23 protein-coding genes and 1 rRNA gene are annotated in these 26,387 nt (G+C 53.7%); 7 read left to right on the top strand and 17 right to left on the bottom strand.

What is annotated here, in order from left to right; translation table 11 throughout:
• The 5 genes from WH279_RS11915 to pepQ form a co-directional block, all read right to left on the bottom strand.
• Positions 1-249: ribosomal RNA gene (locus WH279_RS11915) — 16S ribosomal RNA — on the bottom strand; the annotation flags it as partial.
• A gap of 410 nt (positions 250-659) precedes the next feature.
• Positions 660-1,196: a menaquinone-dependent protoporphyrinogen IX dehydrogenase gene (hemG, locus tag WH279_RS11910; protein WP_339456766.1), complete on the bottom strand. Its 537-nt coding sequence runs from the start codon at positions 1,194-1,196 to the stop codon at positions 660-662.
• 14 nt (positions 1,197-1,210) lie between these two features.
• Positions 1,211-2,662 (bottom strand): Trk system potassium transporter TrkH, encoded by a 1,452-nt coding sequence (trkH, locus tag WH279_RS11905; protein ID WP_339456764.1) that lies wholly within the window; start codon positions 2,660-2,662, stop codon positions 1,211-1,213.
• A 28-nt stretch (positions 2,663-2,690) separates the two neighbouring features.
• Entirely contained in the window at positions 2,691-3,302 is a 612-nt protein-coding gene (locus WH279_RS11900; RefSeq protein ID WP_200643919.1) for an IMPACT family protein, read from the bottom strand.
• A complete protein-coding gene (pepQ, locus tag WH279_RS11895; protein WP_339456762.1) occupies positions 3,302-4,633 on the bottom strand; it encodes a Xaa-Pro dipeptidase in 1,332 nt (443 codons plus the stop codon). The genes WH279_RS11900 and pepQ overlap by 1 nt, the downstream gene beginning before the upstream one ends.
• Before the next feature lie 186 nt (positions 4,634-4,819).
• Here pepQ and fadB point away from each other — a divergent pair, with 186 nt between their 5' ends.
• Both fadB and fadA read left to right on the top strand, forming a co-directional pair.
• A complete protein-coding gene (gene fadB / locus WH279_RS11890) occupies positions 4,820-7,006 on the top strand; it encodes a fatty acid oxidation complex subunit alpha FadB (protein ID WP_339456760.1) in 2,187 nt (728 codons plus the stop codon).
• Positions 7,007-7,016: 10 nt separating this feature from the next.
• Positions 7,017-8,180, top strand: a complete 1,164-nt coding sequence (gene fadA, locus WH279_RS11885) for an acetyl-CoA C-acyltransferase FadA (protein WP_339456758.1) — start codon at positions 7,017-7,019, stop codon at positions 8,178-8,180.
• 58 nt (positions 8,181-8,238) lie between these two features.
• Here the strand turns inward: fadA and fre are convergent, their stop codons facing one another.
• Both fre and ubiD read right to left on the bottom strand, forming a co-directional pair.
• Complete coding sequence (gene fre / locus WH279_RS11880) at positions 8,239-8,937, bottom strand: NAD(P)H-flavin reductase (RefSeq protein WP_133846817.1); 699 nt, start codon at positions 8,935-8,937, stop codon at positions 8,239-8,241.
• Positions 8,938-8,982: 45 nt separating this feature from the next.
• The gene (ubiD, locus tag WH279_RS11875; RefSeq protein ID WP_133846818.1) at positions 8,983-10,467 is read right to left on the bottom strand and encodes a 4-hydroxy-3-polyprenylbenzoate decarboxylase; all 1,485 of its coding nucleotides are present in this window, start codon (positions 10,465-10,467) and stop codon (positions 8,983-8,985) included.
• A gap of 328 nt (positions 10,468-10,795) precedes the next feature.
• Here ubiD and rfaH point away from each other — a divergent pair, with 328 nt between their 5' ends.
• Entirely contained in the window at positions 10,796-11,281 is a 486-nt protein-coding gene (gene rfaH / locus WH279_RS11870) for a transcription/translation regulatory transformer protein RfaH (protein WP_200643915.1), read from the top strand.
• A gap of 39 nt (positions 11,282-11,320) precedes the next feature.
• Here the strand turns inward: rfaH and tatD are convergent, their stop codons facing one another.
• The 9 genes from tatD to udp all read right to left on the bottom strand — a co-directional run bounded on the left by tatD (position 11,321) and on the right by udp (position 19,401).
• Complete coding sequence (gene tatD, locus WH279_RS11865) at positions 11,321-12,100, bottom strand: 3'-5' ssDNA/RNA exonuclease TatD (RefSeq protein ID WP_200643914.1); 780 nt, start codon at positions 12,098-12,100, stop codon at positions 11,321-11,323.
• An 81-nt stretch (positions 12,101-12,181) separates the two neighbouring features.
• Complete coding sequence (gene tatC / locus WH279_RS11860; protein WP_339456753.1) at positions 12,182-12,943, bottom strand: Sec-independent protein translocase subunit TatC; 762 nt, start codon at positions 12,941-12,943, stop codon at positions 12,182-12,184.
• A gap of 2 nt (positions 12,944-12,945) precedes the next feature.
• Complete coding sequence (tatB, locus tag WH279_RS11855; RefSeq protein WP_200643912.1) at positions 12,946-13,479, bottom strand: Sec-independent protein translocase protein TatB; 534 nt, start codon at positions 13,477-13,479, stop codon at positions 12,946-12,948.
• A gap of 3 nt (positions 13,480-13,482) precedes the next feature.
• Entirely contained in the window at positions 13,483-13,728 is a 246-nt protein-coding gene (gene tatA, locus WH279_RS11850) for a twin-arginine translocase TatA/TatE family subunit (protein ID WP_200643924.1), read from the bottom strand.
• A gap of 116 nt (positions 13,729-13,844) precedes the next feature.
• A complete protein-coding gene (ubiB, locus tag WH279_RS11845) occupies positions 13,845-15,482 on the bottom strand; it encodes a ubiquinone biosynthesis regulatory protein kinase UbiB (RefSeq protein ID WP_339456751.1) in 1,638 nt (545 codons plus the stop codon).
• Complete coding sequence (ubiJ, locus tag WH279_RS11840) at positions 15,479-16,084, bottom strand: ubiquinone biosynthesis protein UbiJ (protein WP_339456749.1); 606 nt, start codon at positions 16,082-16,084, stop codon at positions 15,479-15,481. The genes ubiB and ubiJ overlap by 4 nt, the downstream gene beginning before the upstream one ends.
• A gap of 12 nt (positions 16,085-16,096) precedes the next feature.
• Positions 16,097-16,852, bottom strand: coding sequence for a bifunctional demethylmenaquinone methyltransferase/2-methoxy-6-polyprenyl-1,4-benzoquinol methylase UbiE (gene ubiE, locus WH279_RS11835; RefSeq protein ID WP_200643909.1), 756 nt, complete (start codon positions 16,850-16,852; stop codon positions 16,097-16,099).
• Positions 16,853-16,926: 74 nt separating this feature from the next.
• Positions 16,927-18,462: a DNA recombination protein RmuC gene (rmuC, locus tag WH279_RS11830; RefSeq protein ID WP_339456748.1), complete on the bottom strand. Its 1,536-nt coding sequence runs from the start codon at positions 18,460-18,462 to the stop codon at positions 16,927-16,929.
• A 177-nt stretch (positions 18,463-18,639) separates the two neighbouring features.
• Positions 18,640-19,401 (bottom strand): uridine phosphorylase, encoded by a 762-nt coding sequence (gene udp, locus WH279_RS11825; RefSeq protein ID WP_133846827.1) that lies wholly within the window; start codon positions 19,399-19,401, stop codon positions 18,640-18,642.
• A 295-nt stretch (positions 19,402-19,696) separates the two neighbouring features.
• On the opposite strand from udp, the gene WH279_RS11820 reads away from it, so the two are divergent.
• Complete coding sequence (locus WH279_RS11820) at positions 19,697-20,533, top strand: dienelactone hydrolase family protein (protein WP_339456746.1); 837 nt, start codon at positions 19,697-19,699, stop codon at positions 20,531-20,533.
• A 49-nt stretch (positions 20,534-20,582) separates the two neighbouring features.
• Here WH279_RS11820 and metE read toward each other — a convergent pair whose 3' ends face one another.
• Positions 20,583-22,856, bottom strand: a complete 2,274-nt coding sequence (metE, locus tag WH279_RS11815) for a 5-methyltetrahydropteroyltriglutamate--homocysteine S-methyltransferase (protein WP_339456744.1) — start codon at positions 22,854-22,856, stop codon at positions 20,583-20,585.
• A 251-nt stretch (positions 22,857-23,107) separates the two neighbouring features.
• Between metE and metR the strand changes: the two genes are divergently transcribed.
• The 3 genes from metR (at position 23,108) to glpT (ending at position 26,378) form a co-directional block, all read left to right on the top strand.
• Positions 23,108-24,046: an HTH-type transcriptional regulator MetR gene (gene metR, locus WH279_RS11810; protein ID WP_200643905.1), complete on the top strand. Its 939-nt coding sequence runs from the start codon at positions 23,108-23,110 to the stop codon at positions 24,044-24,046.
• Positions 24,047-24,192: 146 nt separating this feature from the next.
• The gene (locus tag WH279_RS11805) at positions 24,193-24,666 is read left to right on the top strand and encodes a YehS family protein (protein WP_133846831.1); all 474 of its coding nucleotides are present in this window, start codon (positions 24,193-24,195) and stop codon (positions 24,664-24,666) included.
• Between the two features lie 365 nt (positions 24,667-25,031).
• On the top strand, positions 25,032-26,378 hold the full coding sequence (glpT, locus tag WH279_RS11800) for a glycerol-3-phosphate transporter (RefSeq protein WP_339456741.1): 1,347 nt from the start codon (positions 25,032-25,034) through the stop codon (positions 26,376-26,378).
• The last annotated feature ends 9 nt before the right edge of the window (positions 26,379-26,387 follow it).

Raw genomic sequence — 26,387 nt, 5'->3', positions numbered from 1 at the left:
AGCTAATCCCACCTGGGCACATCCGATGGTGTGAGGCCCGAAGGTCCCCCACTTTGGTCCGAAGACGTTATGCGGTATTAGCTACCGTTTCCAGTAGTTATCCCCCTCCATCGGGCAGTTTCCCAGGCATTACTCACCCGTCCGCCACTCGTCACCCGGGGAGCAAGCTCCCCTGTGCTACCGTTCGACTTGCATGTGTTAGGCCTGCCGCCAGCGTTCAATCTGAGCCATGATCAAACTCTTCAATTAAAAGTTCGATTTGCTGCAACAAGTGCAGCGATGCTCAAGTGTAAAACGTCATAATGAATTTCATTATGTGTTCACTCTTAAGACTTGATATTTTTTGTCACCCGGAGGTGACTGATATCAATCCTGCGAGTGCCCACACAGATTGTCTGATAAATTGTTAAAGAGCGGTGCAATCAGTGCCGAAGCTTCCTGTTGCGAGGTGGCGTATATTACGCCTTCCTCCTTCGGAGTCAACTTCTTTTTGAGAAGTTTTTCCGGCGGTTCAGATGCTTCCTGAACCTCCTGAGCCGCTGGCCGTAAGCCGTTGTGCCGTCTCAGTGGTTGCGCATTATAGGCAGTTTCCGACGAGTGACAAGTGTTTATTGCAATAAAATGACTGAGCGCGTTATTTTTCAGCGAAGCGCGTTTTTTTACTGCGATTTGCTCGGTAATTCAGCAAATTCATGGGCAAAACGGGCCACTTGTTGCCAATCGGTATACTCCACTTCTTTACTGGCATCGGTTTCTCCCTTTGTCATACGCATAATCAACTGGATCATGATGCGGTCGAAGAAACTGTAGCGAGGATAGCGCAGCGCACCAGCAAAGACAGCACAGCAGTCAGGCTCCCACGGCGACTGAATCAAAAACTTGCGAGTATAAGCATTAGTCTGGGGTGTACGCTTCTCAGGCTTACGTGCCGTGAGGTTTACCGAGAAAAAGCCACTTGAACGCTGCTGCAATGCATTAAGGTGTGTTTTCACAAATTTGGCCACCGCAGGATGGAAGTGACCATAACGAATAGAAGCACCAATCAACACCCGATCGTACTGTGCCCAGTCAATCTCGTTAATAAGCTGGATGTTGAACACATCACAGTCCCGAACCTCCTTTAGCTGGTTAGCTATATAGAAGGCAATCTCGCGGGTCTGCCCATCACGGCTGGAAAACAGGATTAACGCTTTCATTATTCCACTCTCACTTATTCACGCCAGAATGTCGGCGTAAACAGAACTAATAAGGTGAAGACTTCAAGACGCCCGAAAAGCATCGTCAAAATCAGGATCCATTTGGCGGTATCATTCATGGAAGTAAAGTTGTCAGCCACCACACCAAGGCCCGGGCCAAGATTGTTCAGCGTTGCCGCCACCGCCGCAAATGCAGAGAAGTCATCAACGCCAGTGGCGATGATCGCCAGCATGCTGAGGATGAATACCAGTGCATAGGCAGAGAAGAACCCCCACACCGCTTCAAGAATGCGTTCAGGCAGCGCACGGTTACCCAATTTAATAGTGTATACCGCATTAGGGTGTACCAGCCTTTTCAGTTCTCTCGATCCTTGCTTAAACAACAGCAGAATACGGATCACCTTCAGGCCGCCGCCCGTTGAACCGGCACAGCCCCCAATAAAAGCAGAACAGAGTAACAATACGGGTAAGAAAAGAGGCCAGCGAGCAATACTGTCCGTCGTGAAACCTGCGGTGGTTGCCATCGATACCACCTGGAAGAAAGCCTGATTAATTGTCTGCATTCCTGTCTGATAGACATTATGGAACCACAGCACCAGGGTACAGATAATCACCAGTGTAATCTGTACGCCGATAAACATACGAAATTCAGGGTCACGCCAGTACACGCGTAAGTTGCGCCCGCTCAGTAACGAGAAGTGCAGGCCATAGTTACAGCCAGAAATCAGCAGGAAGACGGCGATGATGGTATTAATAGTCGGACTATTAAAGTAACCAATGCTGGCATCATGGGTAGAAAACCCCCCAATGGCGATAGTTGAGAAGCTGTGCCCAATGGCATCAAACAACGACATACCCGCCATCCACAGCGACACTGCACAGGCAATTGTCAGCAGCACATAGATCAGCCACAGCGTTTTCGCTGTTTCAGCAATACGCGGCCGCATTTTGTTGTCTTTCAACGGGCCAGGCATTTCGGCACGGTAGAGCTGCATTCCCCCAACCCCAAGAATGGGCAGGATCGCTACGGCGAGTACGATGATCCCCATCCCCCCCAGCCACTGCAGCATCTGGCGATAAAACAAAATCGCCTTCGGCAATGCATCCAGCCCCACCAGCGTGGTGGCTCCGGTGGTCGTCAGAGCGGAGAACGATTCGAAAAAGGCATCGGTCAGCGACAGGTTAGGCTGCTCTGCGAAGATAAAGGGCATAGCACCCACACTACCCAGCACCGTCCAGAACAATACGACGATCAGGAATCCTTCCCGTGGCTTCAGCTCGCTCTTCTTTTTACGGTTGGGCCACCACAGTAACGTCCCAATCATCAGCGCCATGAAAAACGTCTGAGTGAATGCTCGCCCTGCCCCATCGCGGTAAATTAACGCCACCAGCCCGGGCACAATCATGGTGCCTGAGAACAAAATGACCAGTAAACCCACTATGCGGGTAATGGCGCGAAAATGCATTCTGCCGTTCCTTTCCTGACATGAAGTGTTATGTGAGCGAGGCTAAGTGCAAAGCGCCCCGGCTAAAGTCTGACAGATTTTGCCTGAAACCCGGCACCTGCACGTGAGGCAGAGCCAGGTGAAGAGTAATGTTCTGTTGGAACTCAGTATGAATCAGCTGACCCTCAAAGCGTGCCACCATCCGTTCAATATCACCCAGTTGGGCATAATCGCAGATTAGGCTGAACTGCAGCATGGGAACCTTGACCTTGCGGGGCAGTAATCGCAACGCCTGCTGCACGCCACCGCCATAGGCCTTGACCAGCCCCCCCGTTCCCAGCTGGATGCCGCCATAATAACGCACAACCACCGCCGTAATTTCGCCAATATTGTTACCCATTAACTGGGCCAGCATCGGTTTACCGGCGGTACCGGACGGTTCCCCGTCGTCAGAGAATCCCAACTGTTGCGAATCATCGGGAGCCCCGGCAACGAACGCCCAGCAGTGATGCCGGGCCGTTGGGTGCTGTTGCTTGATCTGCTGTACGAATCCCCGCGCCGCCTCCACACCTTCGGTATGGGCCAGTAACGTGATAAAGCGGCTTTTCTTGATCTCTTCGCTAAAGCTGAATAGTTCAGCCGGGATATCGTAAGCGTCCATCAGGCCAGATGCAGATCGCGAGTCATATTTTCTACGCCGTTGGTATGAATCACGACATTATCTTCAATACGGATACCACCGTAAGGTTTCAGCGCATCAATTTTCGCCCAGTCAAAATGCTGGCTGAACTTACCGGCACGCCACGGTGCCAGCAGCGAATCGATGAAGTAGATACCCGGTTCAATCGTCAGCACCATTCCAGGCTCCAGCATGCGGGTACAACGCAGGTAAGGATACTGCGCAGGGGCGGCCAGGTGTGTCCCCTGGTCATCCTGCATAAAGCCTGCAACGTCATGCACCTGCAAGCCCAGCGGATGCCCGATGCCATGGGGCATAAAGGGACCCGTAAGATCCTCTTTAACCATGGCTTCCGCGCTAATGCCATTCACCAGTTGATGTTTAAGCAACAGACTGGCGATACGGTAATGCATCTGCTGATGGTATTCGGTATAGCGCACACCCGCTTTCATCGTGGCAATCAACGCCAGCTCTTCAGCATTCATGTCCCGGATCAACTGCGCATAGTCGCTCTTCTCGTTAGCCGCATAGCTGCGGGTCAGGTCGGCCGCATAGCCGTTATACTCGGCCCCTGCATCGATCAGAAAACTGCGGCGCTGTTCAGGAAGCTGATGCTCGAGTTTAGTGTAGTGCAGCACCGCTGCATGTTCGTTAAGGGCAATGATATTGCCATAAGGAACATCGGTATCGCGATGGCCGGTCGCACTGAGATAGGCGACATTAATATCGAACTCGCTCATACCCGACAGAAACGCTTCTTTCGCCGCACGATGACCGGTCACGGCTGTTTTCTGCGCCTGACGCAGACAGTGCAGCTCATAACCCGTTTTATAAGCACGGTGATAATGCAGGAAGTCGATCACACCCTGAGGATTAATCGCCCCGGCACTGAATCCAAGCTGAGTGGCTCGTGCAGGCACCGGGCCGATATACGCCACATTCTGGCGCTGCGCAGGTAAATGCTGGCCAATGTCATCCGCACTCTTCAGGCCGACAATGTCAATTTCGCCTGTCCAGAAACTGTGCGGCAAAGGTTCAACGTTGTGCCAGTAGTCAACAGGGGAATAGAACCACAGTTTCGGTTTGTTCACACCGTCGATCCACAGCCAGCAGTTTGGCACCTGAGTGACCGGCACCCAGGCTTTGAACTGAGGGTTTACCTTGAAGGGATACGTGTGATCGTCGAGAAATACCGTCAGTAATTCCCCGGAATGAACCAGCATGGCATCAAGATTGTGCCGCGCCAGCACCTGCTGTGCGCGCTGCTGTAACGTTTTAACATGCTGCTGATAAAGCGTAACCAGTGACTCCATCTTCCTGTCTCCGTTATTACGAAATTGTCGGCATCTTACCACAGCCAGCAGGGGTATGGCGTTTTGCCGCAGTTGTGATCTTGTTTGCAAATCGACAACGTATCGTTTGCAAATAAGCAACACCAATCCCACACTCACGATCATCTGGTATGACCAGATCCCCTTATCGCAGCACAGGAGACACACATGCTCTACCAAGGCGAAACCCTATCCCTCGACTGGCTGGAAGACGGCATAGCCGAACTGGTTTTTGATGCGCCCGGCTCGGTGAACAAGCTGGATACACAGACGGTTGCCAGCCTCGGTGAAGCTATCTCGGTGCTGGAACAGCAACCCACCCTGCGCGGCGTTCTACTAACCTCGCGCAAAACGGCCTTTATCGTCGGTGCCGATATCACCGAATTCCTCTCACTGTTTATCGCCCCGGAAGAAAAACTGACAGCATGGCTGGGCTTTGCTAATAGCATCTTTAATCGGCTGGAAGATCTGCCTGTCCCCACCGTTTCGGCCATCCGGGGTTATGCATTAGGTGGCGGATGCGAATGCGTGCTGGCAACAGATTTCCGTATCGCGACTGCCGATACCCGCATTGGCCTACCGGAAACGAAGCTTGGCATCATGCCAGGTTTCGGGGGCTCCGTGCGCCTGCCACGTCTGCTGGGAGCTGACAGTGCACTAGAGATTATTGCCGCAGGTAAAGATATTGATGGCGCCCAGGCACTGAAAGTAGGTCTGGTAGATGCTGTCGTGGCTGCGGATAAACTGGATGCCGCCGCATTATCCGTGTTGAAAGAGGCTATCTCCGGCCGACAGCCGTGGCGGGAACGCCGCCAGTGCAAGCTGGAGCCGCTAAAACTGAATAAGATTGAAGCCGCAATGAGTTTCACTACGGCCAAAGCCATGGTGATGCAAACCGCTGGCAAACACTATCCGGCCCCACTGACCGCAGTGAAAACCATTGAAGCTGCTGCACGTCTGGGACGCGATGAGGCACTGAAACTGGAGACCGCTGCGTTTGTTCCCCTGGCGCGATCGAATGAAGCCCGCGCCCTGGTCGGGATTTTCCTTAACGATCAGGCGGTGAAAGCCAAAGCGAAAAAACTGACCCGCGACGTGGAAACGCCAAAACAGGCCGCCGTGCTGGGTGCTGGCATCATGGGCGGCGGTATCGCGTATCAGTCCGCCTGGAAAGGTGTGCCGGTTATCATGAAAGATATCAGCGACACATCGCTGACGCTGGGGATGAATGAAGCCGCAAAGCTGCTGAATAAGCAGCTGGTGCGCGGCAAGATTGATGGTCTGACGCTCGCAGGCGTCATCGGCACCATTCAACCCACGCTGAGCTATGCGAATTTCGATCGGGTTGATGTGGTGGTAGAAGCCGTGGTTGAAAATCCGCAGGTTAAAGCAGCCGTTCTGGCCGAAACAGAAAGCCATGTTCGGCCGGATACGATTCTGGCATCAAACACCTCGACTATTCCCATCAGCCAGCTTGCTAAGGCACTCACCCGCCCGGAAAATTTCTGCGGTATGCACTTCTTCAACCCGGTGCCGCGTATGCCCTTAGTTGAGGTTATCCGGGGAGAAAGAACCGCTGACAGCACCATCGCCAAAGTGGTGGCCTGGGCCAGCAAAATGGGCAAGACACCGATTGTCGTCAATGACTGTCCAGGATTCTTTGTGAACCGCGTGCTGTTCCCCTACTTCGCTGGCTTCAGTCTGCTGCTGCGCGACGGCGCCGACTTCCGTCGGGTTGATAAGGTGATGGAAAAACAGTTCGGCTGGCCAATGGGCCCCTCGTGGCTGCTTGATGTCGTAGGAATCGATACGGCGCATCATGCGCAACGCGTAATGGCAGAGGGCTTTCCGCAACGCATGAAGAAAGAGTACCGCGATGCCATCGATATCCTGTTTGAAGCGAAACGCTACGGCCAAAAAAACCAGCAGGGGTTCTGGCGTTGGGAAACCGACAGCAAAGGCAAAGCGAAGAAGGTGACGGATGCCGAAACCGATCGTCTGTTGCAGAGCGTGTGCCAGCCTAAACGCGTGTTTAGCGATGAGGAAATTATCGCACGCATGATGATTCCGATGATTAACGAAGTGGTTCGCTGCCTGGAAGAAGGCATTATCGCCAGCCAGGCGGAAGCCGATATGGCGCTGGTTTACGGCCTTGGCTTCCCACCGTTCCACGGCGGTGCTTTCCGTTATCTGGACACCCTCGGCAGCGATCAGTTTGTCGCCCAGGCTGAACCGTTCACTTCACTGGGTGCACTTTATCAGTTGCCGGACGGGCTACGCGATAAAGCTGCGCAAGGCGCAAGCTGGTACCCGCAGGCGGTCCCCCTGAATGCTCTCTCTTTGAAAACGGCGTGAGGAAATCAAAATGGAAAAAGTTGTGATCGTTGATGCCATTCGCACGCCAATGGGACGCTCGAAAGGCGGCGCGTTTCGTCACGTGCGGGCCGAAGACCTGTCAGCCCATCTGATGCGTAGCCTGCTGAGCCGCAATTCTGCGCTGGATGCCGCATTGCTGGATGACATCTATTGGGGTTGCGTTCAGCAAACGCTGGAACAGGGTTTCAATATTGCGCGTAATGCAGCTCTGCTGGCGGAAATTCCTCACAGCGTGCCCGCGACCACCGTCAACCGCCTGTGTGGCTCGTCAATGCAGGCCCTGCACGATGCTGCACGCGCCATTATGGTCGGCGATGCCCGTGCCTGCCTGATTGGCGGCGTAGAACATATGGGCCACGTACCGATGAATCACGGCGTCGACTTCCATCCCGGCCTGAGCCGCAATGTCGCGAAAGCGGCGGGAATGATGGGGCTGACGGCTGAAATGCTGGCGAAAATTCACGGTATCAGTCGCGAGATGCAGGATCAGTTTGCCGCCCGCTCACATCAGCGCGCCTGGGCAGCAACGGAAGCCGGGCATTTCGCCAGTGAAATTGTGTCTGTTTCCGGGCATGACGTCGATGGCGTATTAAAACGCTATGATACCGATGAAGTTATTCGCCCGGATACCTCGGTGGAGAATCTGGCAGCATTGCGTCCGGCATTCGATCCGGTGAACGGTACCGTGACGGCGGGCAGCAGTTCAGCGCTCTCCGACGGTGCAGCCGCCATGCTGGTGATGAGCGAGTCACTCGCCCGTGAATATGGCCTCACACCGCGAGCCCGGATTCGCGCAATGGCCGTTGTCGGCTGTGATCCGTCAATTATGGGATACGGCCCTGTTCCGGCCTCGCAGCTGGCGCTGAAACGTGCCGGGCTGAACGTCAGCGATATCGGTGTATTTGAACTGAATGAAGCTTTTGCGGCACAAACCCTGCCCTGTATTAAGGATCTGGGGTTGATGGATCAGCTCGACGAGAAAGTGAATCTGAATGGCGGTGCGATTGCATTAGGCCATCCGCTGGGATGTTCGGGGGCACGTATCAGCACCACACTGCTGAATCTGATGGAGCGGCGGGATGCGCAATTTGGCCTTGCCACCATGTGCATCGGGTTAGGACAGGGCATCGCAACGGTGTTCGAACGCGTTTAGCTTTCGACACGGAGACTAAACGGGTAAAAAAACGGGGCAGCCAGGCTGCCCCTTACTGTCAGATAAAGGCAAAAGCATCGCCAAACATGCGTGATTCCTGTGCACCACGTTCAGCACAGAAGCGTTCACGGGCGATTTTAGCCATCTCAAAACGACCAGCAATGTAGATATCGTGATCGGCCAGAGAGCCATAATCCTGCATGACAGCGGTCAGAACCGTGCCATTACGGCCGGTAAAGCCCTCTTCAGGTTGCTCCACCACCGGAATAACGCTCAGGTTCGGGTGTTTGATCGCCAGGGCGTTCAGTTCATCCAGATCGTACAGGTGTTTCAGCTCGCGCCCACCCCAGTAGATCGCAATATGGCGATCCGGCTGCTGCGACAAGGCCGTCAGCAAAATGGAACGCGCATAGGAGAAGCCTGTGCCGCCCGCAATCAGTACCAGCGGACGTTCGCCCTCTTGTAGCCATGCATCACCATGAGGAATATCAACGGTGATCTGACGCTGCTGTTGGATACGTTCCATTACGGCCATCGCATAGAGGTTCAGCTCAGAGGCACCAATATGCAGCTCAATAATGTCTTTTTCCATCGGCGTTGATGCCAGTGAGAACGGACGTTTGTCGTTTTCGTCCATCACCACCATCAAATACTGACCCGCCTGGAAGCTAAAATCAGCTTCAGGGATCATTCGTACGCGGTACACGGTATCGGTAATAGCCTCTACTGAGGTCACTTTACAGCTTAAGGTTGTCATGCGTTCCCTCTGTCGGGTCGTCATTATCATTTGACCGCCAGCGCTTTAGCGCGCTGGTGTATCACTCAAGATGCCTAACTCATCCCAAATCGCATCAATACGTGCGGTAACGGCAGGATCCTTACGGATTGGCGTACCCCACTCGCGCTGGGTTTCACCCGGCCATTTATTGGTCGCATCAAGCCCCATTTTTGACCCCAGACCCGAAACAGGCGAGGCAAAATCGAGGTAGTCGATCGGCGTATTTTCAATCAGAACCGTATCACGAGCCGGATCCATACGCGTGGTGATCGCCCAGATGACATCATTCCAGTCACGTGCATTAATGTCATCATCACAGACAATAACAAATTTGGTATACATAAACTGACGCAAGAAAGACCAGACGCCCATCATGACGCGTTTGGCGTGCCCGGCATACTGTTTCTTAATCGTCACCACGGCCAAACGGTATGAACACCCTTCCGGGGGTAAATAGAAATCCACAATCTCCGGAAACTGTTTTTGCAAGATTGGCACAAACACTTCATTCAGCGCCACACCCAGTACCGCAGGTTCATCCGGCGGACGCCCGGTAAAGGTGGAATGATAGATCGCATCGCGGCGCTGCGTAATATGCGTGATAGTGAACACCGGGAAATTATCCACTTCATTATAGTATCCAGTGTGATCACCGTATGGACCTTCCGGTGCCATCTCACCCGGCTCAATATATCCCTCCAACACAATTTCTGCACTGGCAGGCACTTCCAGATCGTTGGACACGCACTTAACCACTTCGGTTTTCGTGCCGCGTAACAGCCCGGCAAAAGCATATTCCGACAGGGTATCCGGCACGGGTGTGACGGCTGCGAGAATGGTGGCCGGATCGGCACCCAGCGCAACAGAGACAGGGAAGCGTTCACCCGGATGCTGCTGGCACCAATCCTGGAAATCCAGGGCACCGCCACGGTGTGAAAGCCAACGCATGATCAGTTTGTTTTTACCAATCACCTGCTGACGATAGATGCCTAAATTCTGGCGCTCTTTCAGCGGGCCGCGCGTCACAGTCAGACCCCAGGTCACCAGCGGTGCTGCATCGTCTGGCCAGCATTTCATCACCGGAATACGGCTGAGATCGACATCATCGCCCTGCCAGATTTGTTCCTGGCAAGGTGCACTGCGCAGCCGTTTAGTTGGCATGTTCAGGACCTGCTTCCACTGCGGCATTTTATCGAAGAAGTCGCGGAAACCACGCGGCGGCTCAGGCTCCTTAAGGAATGCCAGCAAGCGGCCAACGTCACGCAGTGCTTTAACATCCTCCTGGCCCATGCCCAGCGCCACGCGGTCCGGGGTACCAAAGAGGTTGCACAGGACTGGCATGCTGTAACCTTTAGGGTTTTCAAACAGCAGAGCAGGGCCACCGGCACGCAGTGTGCGATCGGCAATTTCGGTCATTTCCAGATCGGGATCGATCTCGTGTTTGATGCGTTTTAATTCCCCACGCTGTTCAAGCAGAGAAAGGAAGTCGCGTAAGTCGTGGTATTTCATGACTTTCCATCAGTACGGTCAGTGAGTCGGCCATTATAGTGCCGATCCATCGTTCAGGGTAAATTTTGTTGCAACGTTTAGCCCCTTGCGGAAAGCAAGACGCTGCGGATTCGCTTATTAGAATACGGCTCACCCGCCGTGCATAATAAGGATACGACACCGGTGTAAGGAGACAAGTTGATTCGATAATAACGGCGAATTCAGGGTTATAGTATGACTGAGTACCTTGTGAACCCGGGGGATGAAACAGACTGATGCCGCCAATCTCGCTATATCTCTCAGAGCGATTTTGCTATTCTTATCGGACAGATAATTGGAAAGTGATGTTATGGAATCCTGGTATTTACTTTACTGCAAACGAGGTCAGTTACTGCGCGCAAAAGAGCACCTTGAGCGCCAGGCCGTGCATTGCCTCAGCCCGATGATTGCTTTAGAGAAAACAGTGCGTGGCAAACGTACCCAGGTGAATGAGCCGTTATTCCCTAATTATCTGTTTATTGAGTTCGATCCTGAATCCATTCACACCACAACCATCAGCGCAACGCGTGGGGTCAGCCATTTTGTCCGTTTTGGTAACCAGCCCGCCACCGTTCCGCTGGATGTGATTGTCGCGTTGCAAAGCCCCATCGAATCCCCCTTAGAAAGTGAGCTTCCGCAGCCAGGCGATACGGTGATTATTACCGAGGGGGCATTTGAAGGGTTGCAGGCGATATTCACTGAACCTGACGGTGAAGCCCGATCTATGCTGCTACTGAACCTGTTAAATAAACAGGTGGTACGCAGCGTGGGCAACCGCCAGTTTCAGAAGCTGTAACACGCATCATCAAGGGGCAAAAATAGCCCCCTGGGCGTATCACAGACCAAACAGTTTTCGTGCGTTTAACGCCGTTTGCCCTGCCAGTTCACCCGCATCTTCCCCACGCAGTAGTGCCACCTGTTGAACAATATGCGGTAAAAAACAGGGTTCATTGCGGCGCGATGCAGGGCGTGGGTGCATATCACGCGGGAGCAACCAGGGTGCATCCGTTTCCAGCAGCAGACGCTCTGCAGGGATCAGCGGCATCAACTCGCGCAGCGCCTGCCCTCTTCGCTCATCGCATACCCATCCGGTAATACCGATGGATAATCCCAGTGCCAGACAGGCTTCCAGCTCTTCACGCGTCCCGGTAAAGCAGTGCAATACAGCAGCCGGTAGCTTAGGTAACCACGGCGTCAGGATCGCAATAAACCGCTCATGAGCTTCGCGGCAGTGCAAAAATACAGGCAGTGACAATTCGGCGGCCAGAGCGAGCTGAGCCTCAAAGGCGTAAGCCTGCTGTTCTGGCTCAGAGAAGTTACGATTAAAATCGAGGCCACACTCACCGATGGCAACAACCCGGTCGTTTTCAGCCAGGCGACGCAGCGTAGCCGCCGTTTCTCCCGACCATTCGCTGGCATGGTGGGGGTGAACGCCAGCGGTTGACCAGCAATAATCCGGATGCTGCTTTGCAAGGCTGCACGCCTGCTGACTTTCCAGCGCGTTGGTGCCCGTAATTAACATGCCGGTGACACCCGCTTCACGCGCACGTTTAACGACTTTTTCGCGATCTTTCGCGAACTGCGTGCTGGTCAGGTTTACACCAATATCAAACATAGTCTCTTCCATACAGTAACCGCCCTGACGGGCGGTTAATTTATTCAGGTTGTTCTGCCGATGGCAGCCGTTCGCGTATCGTTACTCCGATTCCGCGTCCTGCGCGTCGTCTTCGTCGCGACGGTTTTTACCCACGTAGAAGCGGGAAACAAAAACACCGACTTCAAACAGGCAGTACATCGGGATGGCCAGCAACGTCTGGGAGAAGATATCCGGCGGCGTCAGCAACATGCCAACGACAAATGCACCTACCAGCACATACGGGCGCTTCGCGCGCAAATCTTCTGGCGTTGTTACCCCAGTCCAGCACAGCAGAACGATAGCGATCGGTACTTCGAACGACACACCAAATGCCATAAATAACGTCATCACAAAATCGAGATAGTTATTAATGTCGGTGGCAATCGTCACTCCCTGTGGCGCGGTCTTGGCAAAGAAGCTGAACGCCAGCGGGAAGACAATAAAGTAGGCGAAAGCCATCCCCAGGTAGAATAGGAATGAACTGGAAAACAGCAGGGGCATAACCAGCCTGCGTTCATGGCGATACAACGCAGGTGCCACAAATGCCCAGACCTGGTAGAGGATAACCGGTACTGAAAGGAACAATGAGACAATGATCGTCAGCTTAATCGGCGCCAGGAAAGGGGAGGCAACATCCGTAGCGATCATACTGGCCCCGGCGGGCAATTGCTTGATCAATGGGGCCGAGACAAGTTGATAAATATCGTTGGAAAAATATACCAGGCACAGAAAAATGGCCAGAACAGCAATAATGCTGTTCAGCAGGCGCTTACGTAGCTCAATCAGATGACTGATAAGCGGTTGGGTATCATCAACAGCCATATTTAACGTTCATCGCCTGGTTGAATGGGTGGCACGGATGCACGCGGAGCGGAAGACGCTGGCGGCTGTTTCGTTTCAGATGGCATTGACGAGGCAGATTGCGTCACCGTGACGGGTGCCTGTGTAGGTGCACTTGCCTGGTGATCCGCTGCCGCTGGCGTAGCACCATCATGCGATTGCTGCGGATCGCTCACTAACGGGTTATGGATGGTGTGAGCTTCGTCATCCGCTTTTTCATTTTCACCTAAGTAGGAGCGCTTCATTGAATCAGCCGTTTGTTTCAGCTCATCTACCGTCGCTTTCAGCTCAGGGGAGAGACTGTCTTTGCTAGCCTGTTCAATTTTTTTCAGGCCGTCCTGCAGTTCCTGAATTTTCAGTTCCTGAGCCAGCTCATTCTGAACGCTGGTTGCCAGAGAACGCATTGCGCGAATCCAGCCCATCACCGTTCTGACTGCGACAGGTAAACGCTGCGGACCCAGTACTACCAGGCCAATAACGAATACCAGTACCAGTTCACCAAAGCCTATGTCGAACACGGATTATACCTTGTCGTTCTTAACGTCTTCTTTCTTCGCTTCAGTCTGCTGCGGTTCAGCCAGTTTGGCATTGAAGTCAGCATCATGAGCCTGGTTTTTTTCTTTGTCGTCCTCATCGCTCATCGCTTTTTTAAAACCTTTGATCGATGAACCGAGGTCAGAACCCAGTGAGCGCAGTTTTTTGGTGCCAAACAACAGAATCACCAGTACCGCGATGATCAACAAGTGTGGAAGTGTAATACCCATGATTACCTCTGATAACAATAAGTGATGCGGATTTCGAGTATATAACAGCTTATGTCTTACTTACGATGCGCAAACCTTGCCCCTTGCGCAATAAACTGCCTATTTACCTTTCATGACAATCAGTTTGTTCTGCGCCAGCCCACCAGCCAGGCAACAACGCCTGCGGCCATCAGCCCGGCAGAGAACATATCCCATTCAGGACGTGACAGCAGGATTGCCGTCCCACTGAGCAGCAATGTAGCACCGACACCAAACAGATAGCGCGACTGATGCTGCTTTGCACGCTCTCCTTTCAGATCGTTAGCCAGGCGATCAACACTGTGGCGCAAATGCTTATGCTGACGCAGGCTGTCATAAAATAGCTCTGGCAGCTCAGGCAATTTTTCTGCCCAGAACGGCGCTTTTTCTTTCAACGCACGCACAATGGCAGGAATCCCTACCTGGTCTTTAATCCAGTCTTCCAGGAAAGGCTTGGCCGTTTTCCACAAATCCAACTGCGGATAGAGCTGGCGACCCACCCCTTCAACGTACAGCAAGGTTTTTTGCAGCAGAACCAGCTGAGGCTGCACTTCCATATTAAAGCGACGTGCCGTGTTGAACAGGTTAAGTAGCACATGTCCGAACGAAATTTCGGCCAGCGGTTTCTCAAAAATCGGTTCGCACACCGTGCGAATGGCGAATTCGAAATCTTCCACATTGGTATCGGGCGGCACCCAGCCGGAATCCACGTGCAGCTCGGCCACCTTACGGTAGTCGCGATTAAAGAAGGCAATGAAATTCTCTGCCAGATAGCGTTTATCTTCTTTGTTCAGAGAGCCAACAATACCGCAGTCAATGCCAATATATTGCGGATCTTCCGGATGTTCATAGCTGACGAAGATATTACCGGGGTGCATATCCGCATGGAAAAAGCTGTCACGGAACACCTGGGTAAAGAAGACCTGTACGCCACGCTCGGCCAGCAGCTTCATGTTGACGCCATGCTGCTCCAGCGTCACCACATCGGAGATGGGAATACCGTAAATACGCTCCATCACCATCATATTTTCACTGCAGTAATCGGAATAGACTTCCGGTATATACAGCATCTTGCTGCTATCAAAGTTACGTCGCAGCTGGATAGCATTGGCGGCTTCGCGCAGCAGGTTTAGCTCGTCGAGCAGTGTTTTTTCATAGTCCGCAACCACTTCGCGTGGACGCAGACGGCGACCATCAGGTAACAAACGCGGCACCCAGCGCGCCAGGCGGTAAATCAATCGCATATCCGCTTTGATCACCGGCAAAATGTCCGGACGGATCACCTTGATCACCACTTCACGGCCGTTCTCTTTCAGGGTTGCAGTATGTACCTGGGCAATAGAGGCAGAAGCCAGCGGAACAATATTGAAATCATCGAACTGGGTGTCGATAGGCGCGCCCAGCGATTGTTCAATCAGTTTAAGCGCTTTAGCCCCATCAAATGGCGCGACGCGATCCTGTAACATCGCTAGCTGGTCAGCGATCAACGGCGGAAACAGGTCCCGACGGGTCGACATCATTTGCCCAAACTTAATCCACACCGGCCCTAACTGCTCCAGGGACAAGCGTAAACGCTCGCCCAATGGCTTATCTTTATGGCGGTTAGGGATCCAGAACAGGCATTTACGCCCCAGTCGTAACGGCAGAGTCAGGCGCATTTTAGGGATGAGTTCATCAAGACCGTAGCTGAGGAACACACGAATAATCAGATAGAGACGACGCAGTTCACCGAAGGTCATTTGACCTCCATCTGGCTTAGGCGAGCATCTAACGCATCCAGCGAACGGGTCAACGCATCCACCTCTTCAGCAAACCAGGCCAGCTCAAGTGAACCCGGTGCCAGACGCCACTCTTCCGTCAGCGTTTGTGACAGATAATTCTGTTTACGCTGCACATCGCGGCGGACCGCGTTGAAACCCCGTCGGGCGAACTGCGTGATCCCCTGGGCGGCAATGTCACCGATCCAGGGCGCAAGATACTCTGCCGGGTCCAGTTCTGCCAGGTCCAGCAGGGCCGAAAACTGCTGCACAACCTGAAGGTCACCTTCAACTTCCAGCTCACCGCTGCGAATAAGCGTCGTCAGTTGCTGCCGGTCACGCAGTTTTGACAGCGTGGCAAAACGCGTCTTCACCGTACAATCCGGTGTATCGCTCCATTCGCCAATCACGTCCACCTGCTGTTCACTGAAAATGAAGATAATCGGCTGCTTAAGCTCGGCCAGCACGATCGCCAGGCTGCGACCATTGAGACGTTGACGCGCCGCCTTCAGGCCACGGTCGCGATACAGCAAATGGTTAAGTGCGGTCTCCAGACTGGCGGTTACTAGCGGCGTTAATGTCATTCGTTTCCCTGCTTAAAACTTAAATCCGCGGTGCAAAGCAACAATGCCGCCCGTCAGATTGTGATACGTGGTGTTTTCAAAGCCAACATCATTCATCATCTCTTTCAGGGTGTCCTGATCGGGATGCATACGAATAGATTCTGCCAGATAGCGATAGCTGCCTGCGTCTTTCGCGACCATTTCACCAATGCGCGGCAAAATATGGAACGAATAGGCATCGTACGCTTTGCTCAACGGTGCGAACTGCGGTTTGGAAAACTCCAGTACCAGCAAACGCCCACCCGGCTTCAGCACACGGAACATGGACGCCAGCGCTTTTTCTTTTTCAGTCACATTACGCAGACCGAAAGCGATGGTGATGCAGTCAAAATAGTTATCAGGAAACGGCAGTGCTTCAGCATTGGCCTGCACATAATTCACGTTGCCGATAATGCCTTTATTGCGCAGCTTTTCACGGCCCACTTTCAGCATTGAGCTGTTGATATCAGCCAGCACGACTTCACCGGTTTCACCCACCAGGCGCGAGAATTTCGCCGTGAGGTCACCCGTGCCACCCGCCAGATCGAGAACGCGTTGCCCACGGCGCACGCCGCTGGAATCAATGGTAAAACGCTTCCAGATGCGGTGAATGCCGAATGACATCAGGTCATTCATCAGATCATATTTGGCCGCAACGGAATGGAAAACATCAGCAACCATTTCGGCCTTTTCGTCTTTCGCAACGGTGCGGTAGCCGAAGTGGGTTGTGTCCTTTGATTCATCTGCCATTTGTTTTGCCTGCTCTACAATCAAATATTTGCCAAGTGTACCAGAGTCACGCAGGCCAGGCACTGGCCGCACGCTTATTCATTGATACGGCGTGATAATGCATCCGGCGAATATTCCGCCTTTTCTGCAGGCGGCATCTCATCATCGTCATCCACATCGTCATCAGCTTCTGGTAATGCCTGTTCCACTAGCCTTGGGTTAATCGGACGCTTCACTTCAACCCCCATCTGGCGGAACCCTTCTGTCTGAGCAATCAGATTGCCCCGACCTTCGGACAATTTTTTCATTGCCTGTCGATAGCTATCCTGAGCCTTATCAAGGTTCTGGCCGATGGCACTCATATCATCGACAAAAAGACGCATTTTGTCATAGAGCCGGGCGGCACGATCGGCAATACGCTGGGCGTGACGACTCTGGTGCTCATAGCGCCAGAGATTATTAATGGTGCGCAACGCCACCAGCAAGGTGGTCGGGCTGACCAGCATGATGTTCTGGTTCAACGCCTCGTTGATCAACTCTGGCTGCCGGTCGATGGCCAGCAGGAAAGCAGGTTCCACCGGGATAAACATCAACACATAATCCAGCGAGCGTAAACCCGGTAATTGTTGGTAATCTTTTCGGCTTAGCAGGCGTAAGTGCCCACGGATCGCCGCAATATGCTCAGTGATGGCCAGCTCACGCGCTGCGTCATCATCACCGTTAAAATAGCGTTCATAGGCCACCAGCGTCATTTTGGCGTCAATCACCACATCCTTGCCCTGCGGCAGGCGTACGATCACGTCAGGCTGCATTCGCCCATTGTGCTCAAGCTGGATGTTAACCTGCGTTTCGTATTCATGGCCTTCACGCAAACCGGAAGCTTCCAGCACCCGGCTGAGGATCACTTCTCCCCAGTTACCCTGCGTTTTGTTATCTCCCTTGAGCGCCTTGGTCAGGTTGATCGCTTCCTGGGCCATCTGCGCATTCAGCTGTTGCAGGTTACGTATTTCATGCGCGAGGGTGTGCCGTTCACGCGCCTCCTGACCAAATCCTTCCTGAACCTGACGGCGAAAACCCTCAAGCTGTTCCCGCAGCGGCGTAATCAGGCCATGCAGGCTCTGACGATTTTGTTCATCCACCCGGCGGCCGCTGTTTTCAAAGATGCGGTTCGCCAGATTCTCAAACTGCGCGTTAAGGCGCTGCTCGCTGTTCACCAGCAGCCGCTGCTTCTCTTCAGCAGCCATGCGCGTCTCTTCCAGGCGGATGGTGACTTCACGCAGCTCGGCCTCCTGCGAAGCATTGATCTCCAGCTGATTGCGCAGCTCACGATTGAGCTGCTCAGATTCACCACGCCAGTGATCAAGCTGGTGCAGCTTCTCTCCGGCCGCTGCCAGTGAACCGTGCAGCTGACGCAATTCCTGCTCATTCTGTTTTTGCGTCAGGAGCTGGGCATCCAGCTGCTGCTGCTGACGCTGGCGTTCAGATTCCGCCTGCTCCACCGACTGCTGAAGCAAACGCCGCTCAGTTTCGCCGTTGGCCAACTGCTGCTGGCTGCGGATCCCGGCGATTAACCAGCCCGCCAGCAACCCAACCAGACCAATACCGGCACCATATACGATTGTTGCATCCACCCTGCTTCTCCTGCTGAAACCCTGACAGGGGAAAAATAGAGGCGCACTGTATGAATGTCCAGATAAAAAGCAGTGAACGGGCAGGTTAGGGAGGGAATATCGAGGAGGTTCTGAATTTTTTCACGGCGGGAAAAGGCATTGCAGGCCGTGCGTGAGCACGGCCAATAAGAAAAACGATTAGATCAGACGGCGGGCAGCCTCAACCACAATCTTTACTGCATCGCTCTCGGTGCGTTTCATGGTTTCTGCATCCGGGATTTCCTGCTGGGTGCGGTTGACGATGACGCCTGCCACCATACCGGCACGCAGCCCCTGGCTGGCACACATGGTGAGCAGCGTGGCAGATTCCATTTCGTAGTTCAGTACGCCCATCTGTTGCCACTCTTTCATCGAGTTCTGGAACCGGCTGACCACCCGTCCGGAGAAGGTATCGTAACGTTCCTGACCTGGGTAGAAGGTGTCCGACGAGGCGGTAATGCCAATATGGGTCGTCGCACCAGCCGCTTTAGCCGCATCGACCAGCGCCGTGGTACAGGTAAAGTCCGCCACAGCCGGGAACTCCAGCGGAGCAAAGTGCAGGCTGGCGCCATCAAGACGCACAGAACCCGTGGTCACCAGCACGTCACCGACGTTGATATCAGGCTGGATCGCGCCGGTAGTTCCCACGCGCAGGAAAGTACGTACTCCAAGCTGAGCCAGCTCTTCCACGGCAATCGAGGTGGACGGGCCACCAATACCTGTTGAGCAGACAATCACGGGTTTACCGGATAACTCGGCACGCCAGGTGGTGAATTCACGATGCGATGCCAGATGAACCGGATTGTCCATCAGGGCGGCAATTTTCTTCACGCGCTCCGGGTCGCCCGGCACGATGGCCAGTGTGGCGCCCTGAAGATCGGCTTTCGTTAAGCCAAGATGGAAAACGTCAGACTGTGCCATTTCAAACTCCTTTCACGGGAAGAGGGATAGTTAACGGGATGCTACTGTAAGGAAATCCGGCGAACATTTATGTGATTAACATCGATAATACAAATGAAAGTTGCATTGATTACATTGTAAAAAGTGATGGATGTCACATTATTAAATCCGATCATGGCACTTTCACACATCCGGGCCTGTGGTTCAGGGCTATCTGGTGATAGAGATAGCCCGTAGTGAAACCTGATCCCATCGCATTACGGGCTATAGTTAAACCCTGAATGCCGATCGTACTTGTGCATGCACGGAGAGGATAATGAAAACCGACGATAACACGACGCAAGAATCGAGCAATAAAGGGTTTGCACCCGCAACAGGTCCTGCCGCAGCCACCACGATTATCACTGACAGTACCGATATTATTTCAGGTGAGACGTCCATTCCTACCCAGGGTGAGAACATGCCGGCCTTCCATGCGAAACCGCGCCATGCCGAAGGGCTGCTGCCGGTAGTGCTGGTGGTCCAGGAGATCTTTGGCGTACATGAACATATCCGGGATATTTGCCGTCGTCTGGCCCGGGAAGGCTATCTGGCGGTGGCGCCAGAACTCTATTTCCGCCAGGGTGATCCTGCGGATTACACCGATATCTCTACTCTGTTCAATGACCTCGTCAGCAAGGTCCCGGACAGCCAGGTACTGGCCGATCTCGACCACGTGGCAAACTGGGCGTCCCGTCATGGCGGGGATATGCGCAATATGGCTGCCACCGGTTTTTGCTGGGGCGGACGTATCACCTGGCTGTATGCCGCGCACAATCCGCAGCTAAAAGCCGCTGTCGCCTGGTATGGCAAGCTGGTGGGTGAAAAAACCATGAAGCAGCAAAAGCATCCGGTGGATGTTGCCGTGGATCTCAATTCGCCGGTCCTGGGGCTGTACGGCGGCAAGGATGACGGCATCCCGCTTGAGAGCGTGGAGACCATGCGCCAGGCGCTGCGTGCGGCGAATGCTGACGCTGAGATTATCGTTTACCCCGATGCCGGGCACGCCTTTAATGCGGATTACCGTCCCAGCTATCACGCGGAGTCTGCTCAGGATGGCTGGCAACGGATGCTGGCATGGTTTAAACAGCATGGCGTGGCGCCAAAAGCATAAAAAAGGGGCGCCTCCTGGCGCCCCTTTATGATCAGCAACAACATCGTCATCAGGCTTTTTGCGTGCTGCGCAGGTTCTGGGCCGCTTTCACCATGTTTGCCAGAGCCTGACGTGTTTCTGTCCAGCCACGCGTTTTCAGACCACAATCCGGGTTAACCCACAGACGTTCAGTCGGGATGCGTTGTGCCGCTTTCAGCAGCAGTGCTTCCATCCACTCCACGCTCGGAACGTTTGGCGAGTGAATATCGTAAACGCCGGGACCGATTTCATTCGGGTAGTCGAACTCTTCAAACGACTCCAGCAGTTCCATATCCGAGCGTGAGGTTTCGATGGTGATCACGTCGGCATCCAGTGCAGCGATCGAATCCATGATGTCGTTGAACTCGCAGTAACACATGTGGGTGTGAATCTGAGTGTCATCCTGCGCCACGGCGGCGTTCAGACGGAAGGCATCCACAGCCCACTCCAGATAGGCAGCCCAGTCGGAGCGATGCAGCGGTAAACCTTCGCGCAGTGCAGGTTCGTCAATCTGGATGATCCCGATACCGGCTTTTTCCAGATCTTCCACTTCGTCACGCAGTGCCAGGGCAATCTGTTTTGCGATGGTTTCGCGAGACACATCTTCACGCGGGAATGACCAGCACAGGATAGTCACCGGGCCGGTCAGCATGCCTTTGACCGGCTTGTCGGTCAGAGACTGCGCATACTTCGCCCACTTAACGGTAATGGCTTCCGGGCGGCTGACGTCACCGATAATCACCGGCGGTTTCACACAGCGCGAACCGTAGCTCTGTACCCAGCCATTCTGCGTAAAGATAAAGCCATCCAGATTTTCACCGAAATATTCCACCATGTCGTTACGTTCCGCCTCACCGTGCACCAGCACGTCCAGACCTAAACGCTCTTGCTCAGCAATCGCCTGCTTAATATGTTCAGCGATGCCGGTACGGTAGTGATTGCCGTCCAGACGCCTCTGCTTGAAATCAAGGCGCAGGCCACGAATTTCGGTGGTTTGTGGGAAAGAGCCGATAGTGGTGGTGGGCCAGGCGGGCAACTGGAAACGCTGACGTTGTGCTTCAGCACGCACCAGGTAGCTGCTGTTACGCTGGCTGTCTCTGGCAGTAATCCCGGCCAGACGCTCACCGACGGCCGCATTGTGAACACGGGGGGAGTGTTTACGGGCGCGAACGGGCGCACTCCAGGCCTCCAGTGACGCCGGATCGTTGTTGTTCAGCGCATTGCTCAGCAGTGACAGTTCAGCACACTTTTGCAGCGCAAAGGCGAACCAACTTTTTACTTCATCATCCAGACGGGTTTCCACGCTCAGGTCGATCGGGCTGTGCAGCAGTGAGCAGGAAGAACCGATCCACAGCTGTTTACGGGCAGCGCTCAGCGGCTGCAGACGCTCAAACCAGCGGCTCAGATCCGCACGCCAGACGTTACGGCCATTAATTACCCCTAGTGACAGCAACCAGCTTGCCGGTACTTTGCTGTTGAGCACAGAGAGATCATCGTTACCGTGGACCAGGTCAACGTGCAGCCCCTGAACCGGCAGTGCCGTAATGGTGTCAATGTTCTGGCCGATGCTGTCGAAATAGGTGGTCAGCAGCAGTTTGCTGTGCCCCTGCAATGCAGCATAGGCGGGTTTGAAAGCGGTTAACCACTCGGCAGGCAGTTCCAGCGCCAGCGCGGGCTCGTCAATCTGCACCCACTCGATATCACGTTTAGCGAGTTCGGCCAGCACCTGCTGGTAAACCGGCAGGATGTCTTTCAGCAGGCTCAGGCGATCAAACTGATCCCCTTTCACTTTGCCCAGCCACAGATAAGTCAGCGGACCCAGTAATACAGGTTTAATTTTGTGGCCCAGTGCCAGCGCTTCGTCGACTTCGTCCAGGAGTTGTGTCCAGGTCAGTTTGAACTGCTGACCCTGGACAAATTCAGGCACCATGTAGTGATAGTTGGTGTTAAACCATTTGGTCATTTCGGCGGCGGCGGCAGGTTCACCGGTCGGAGCACGGCCACGGCCAAGGCGGAACAACGTATCGAGGTCAACTGAGCCCTCTTTATTCTGGTGGCGCGCGGGGACGTTACCCAGCATCAGGCTGGTGGTCAGCACGTGATCGTACCAGGCGAAGTCACCGACCGGCAGCAGATTCACACCTGCGTCTTTCTGCTGTTGCCAGTGGCGTGCACGAAGTTCACGGCCAGTCGTCAGCAGATCGTCTTGGCTGGTGGTGCCCGCCCAGTAGCTTTCCTGCGCTTTTTTCAGTTCGCGACGCAGACCAACGCGGGGAAATCCGAGAATGTGGTTCAGAATAGTCATCAGTTGTGCCTCGTTAAATTGTTCTTTACCGGGACCATCAAAATTGGCTGATGTCAGTGTGCACACGGCCAGCGCGCAAGAACCGGAGCGTACTGAAGTACGTGAGGATTCTGAGCACTGCCCGGGATGTAAAATGACAAGTAAACTCATCAGCGGATCATTTAGACGTCCAGATGTTTACACCGCTATATTGTGCAGGTACTGTATCAACCACAAGCGCAAAATATTCACTGTCGATGTGAAGGACTCTCATGATCGAACTTAAACACCTGCGGACGCTGCAAGCGTTGCGAACGACAGGTTCACTGGCGGCGGCGGCGGCCCAACTTCATCAAACGCAGTCAGCGTTATCTCATCAGTTCAGCGACCTGGAGCAACGTCTGGGGTTCCGGCTGTTTGTGCGTAAAAGCCAGCCGCTGCGTTTCACGCCACAGGGAGAAATTTTGCTGCAACTGGCGGAACAGGTGCTGCCGCAAATCCAGCAGGCATTGCAGGCCTGCCATGAACCGCACCAGACCACATTGCGCATCGCTATTGAATGCCACAGTTGTATTCAGTGGCTGACCCCGGCGCTGAACAATTTCCGCCAGAGCTGGCCGCAGGTGGTGATGGATTTCAAATCAGGCATGACATTTGACCCGCAGCCCGCCCTGCAACAGGGAGAGCTGGATGTGGTACTGACCTCCGATATTCTGCCGCGCAGTGGGCTGTTTTATTCACCTATGTTTGATTTCGAGGTCCGCCTGGTGCTGGCACCGGACCATCCCCTGGCGCAAAAGGCGCATATTTCACCGGAAGATCTGGCCAGTGAGGTGCTGATGATTTATCCGGTTCAGCGTCAGCGCCTGGATATCTGGCGTCATTTCTTACAGCCTGCCGATATCAGCCCAACGTTGAAAAGCGTGGACAACACGCTGCTACTGATTCAGATGGTGTCCGCACAAATGGGGATTGCTGCGCTGCCACACTGGGTAGTGGAGAGTTTTGAACATCAGGGACTGGTGGTGACGAAAACGCTGGGAGAGGGGCTTTGGAGCCGCCTGTATGCGGCAGTGCGCGACGGTGAACAGCGTCAGCCGGTGGTAGAAGCCTTTATTCGTTCCGCCCGCCAGCACGCCTGCGATCATCTGCCTCGGGTACGTGATGCATCCCGTCCTGGCGTGCCACATCCTTCCATCAGCCACCCTTAGCGTGCTCGACAGCCAGTCGACCACTGGCGTTACACGCTGACCGACGCTGGTGACTCAGCGCAGCGCGGGCCGCTAACGCAGATGCACCCTGAGGGACGACGAGTTATACTGCACTCACTGCAATTGTTTCACTACAGAGAGTCCCTATGACCAATAACGATGTCCTGCGCAGCGTGCGTTACATGCTGAATTTAAGCGATGCTAAAGTTGTGAGCATTCTGGCGCTGGCAGAGAGCGAAGTAACAGAAGCCGAAGTGCACAGCTTCCTGAAAAAAGAGGATGAAGCCGGCTATCGCCCCTGCCCCGATGTCATCATGGGTTACTTTCTGAATGGTTTGATTTTTGAACGCCGTGGCAAAAGTGAAGACGCACCTGCGCCTTCTATCGAACGCAAGATGACCAACAACATCCTGATGAAGAAGCTGCGTGTGGCCTTCGACCTGAAAACCACCGACATTCTGGAACTGCTGAAAAGCGCCGATTTTGCGGTAGGACAGTCAGAAATTGGGGCGATTTTCCGTAAACCTGGGCATAAAAACTACCGCGAATGCGGCGATCAAATTCTGCGTAACTTCCTCAAAGGCCTGACGATGAAAATCCGTCCGGTGAAGAAAGCCTAAGCGATTGACTGACTGATTAACGCCACCTGCTGGCGTTAATCTTTGTTCTTCCGCCAGATCAAAACCTTCCTTTTAGAACAAAATCACTCACCAAACGAAACCCACAGCCTTTATCTGGGTTTGTATATGTGACTATCCTCACACTTTATAGTTTCATTATGAAAATAAAACACCGATTTGTGATGTAGATATAGCCATCTCGTCATAAAACTGTAACATTTGCGCCATTCTTCACAGTCAGTTGTTCTGATTACGACTACGCTATGCGCGAAATGGAACATTTATTCCTGTTTTAACAGGATCCTGTTCCTCTACTCTGCGCATTCGAAGCCGGATATCAGTCTTTCGAGCCATGGGAGGCCAAAATGTTACGTTTTTTCAAACCTGCTGCACATCAGCCCCGCGTTGATGACAGCCGCGTTGACCCGTTATACCGCAAGCTACGCTGGCAGATCTTTCTGGGGATATTCTTCGGTTATGCTGCCTACTACCTGGTGCGTAAGAACTTTGCCCTCGCGATGCCCTACCTGGTTGAACAGGGTTTCTCACGTGGTGACCTCGGCTTTGCGCTCTCCGGCATCTCTATCGCCTACGGTTTCTCAAAATTCATTATGGGGTCGGTCTCTGACCGCTCCAACCCGCGCGTCTTCTTACCTGCTGGCCTGATACTTGCCGCTGCTGTCATGCTGTTCATGGGCTTTGTTCCCTGGGCAACGTCCAGCATCATGGTGATGTTTGTACTGCTGTTCCTGTGCGGATGGTTCCAGGGGATGGGCTGGCCGCCGTGCGGTCGTACGATGGTGCACTGGTGGTCGCAGAAAGAACGCGGCAGCATCGTTTCCGTCTGGAACTGTGCGCATAACGTCGGTGGTGGTATCCCTCCGCTGCTGTTCCTGCTCGGTATGGCCTGGTTTAACGACTGGAAAGCGGCGCTGTATATGCCTGCTTTTGGTGCCATTGTTATCGCCATCATTGCTTTTGCGCTGATGCGTGATACCCCACAGTCGTGCGGCCTGCCGCCGATTGAGGAGTACAAAAACGACTATCCGCCGAACTACGATGAAAAGCATGAAGATGAGCTGACGGCTAAGCAGATCTTTATGCAGTACATCCTGCCGAACAAACTGCTGTGGTATATCGCGCTGGCCAACGTGTTTGTTTACCTGCTGCGTTACGGCATCCTCGACTGGTCACCGACCTATCTGAAAGAAGTGAAACACTTCACGCTGGATAAATCATCGTGGGCTTACTTCTTCTACGAGTATGCCGGTATCCCGGGTACCCTGCTGTGCGGCTGGATGTCGGATAAAGTCTTTAAAGGTAACCGTGGTGCAACAGGCGTGTTCTTTATGGTGCTGGTGACCATTGCCACCGTCGTGTACTGGATGAACCCGGCCGGTAATCCTGGTGTGGATATGGCCTGTATGATGATTATTGGCTTCCTGATTTATGGTCCGGTGATGCTGATTGGTCTGCATGCCCTGGAACTGGCACCGAAGAAAGCGGCGGGTACAGCGGCAGGCTTTACCGGTCTGTTTGGCTACCTGGGTGGGTCCGTTGCGGCCAGTGCTATCGTCGGCTATACCGTTGATTACTTCGGCTGGGATGGCGGCTTTATCATTATGATCGGCGGCTGTGTGCTGGCGGTAATCCTGCTGACGATGACGATGTTCAGCGAGAAGAAACACAAACAGGGCCTGAACTCACTCTGATTGAAGGGA

The sequence above is a fragment of the Erwinia sp. MYb375 genome (assembly GCF_037479175.1).
Lineage (GTDB): Bacteria > Pseudomonadota > Gammaproteobacteria > Enterobacterales > Enterobacteriaceae > Erwinia > Erwinia rhapontici.
Note: the sequence above shows the minus strand (reverse complement) of the source record. Positions and strands in the feature narration are given on the sequence as shown.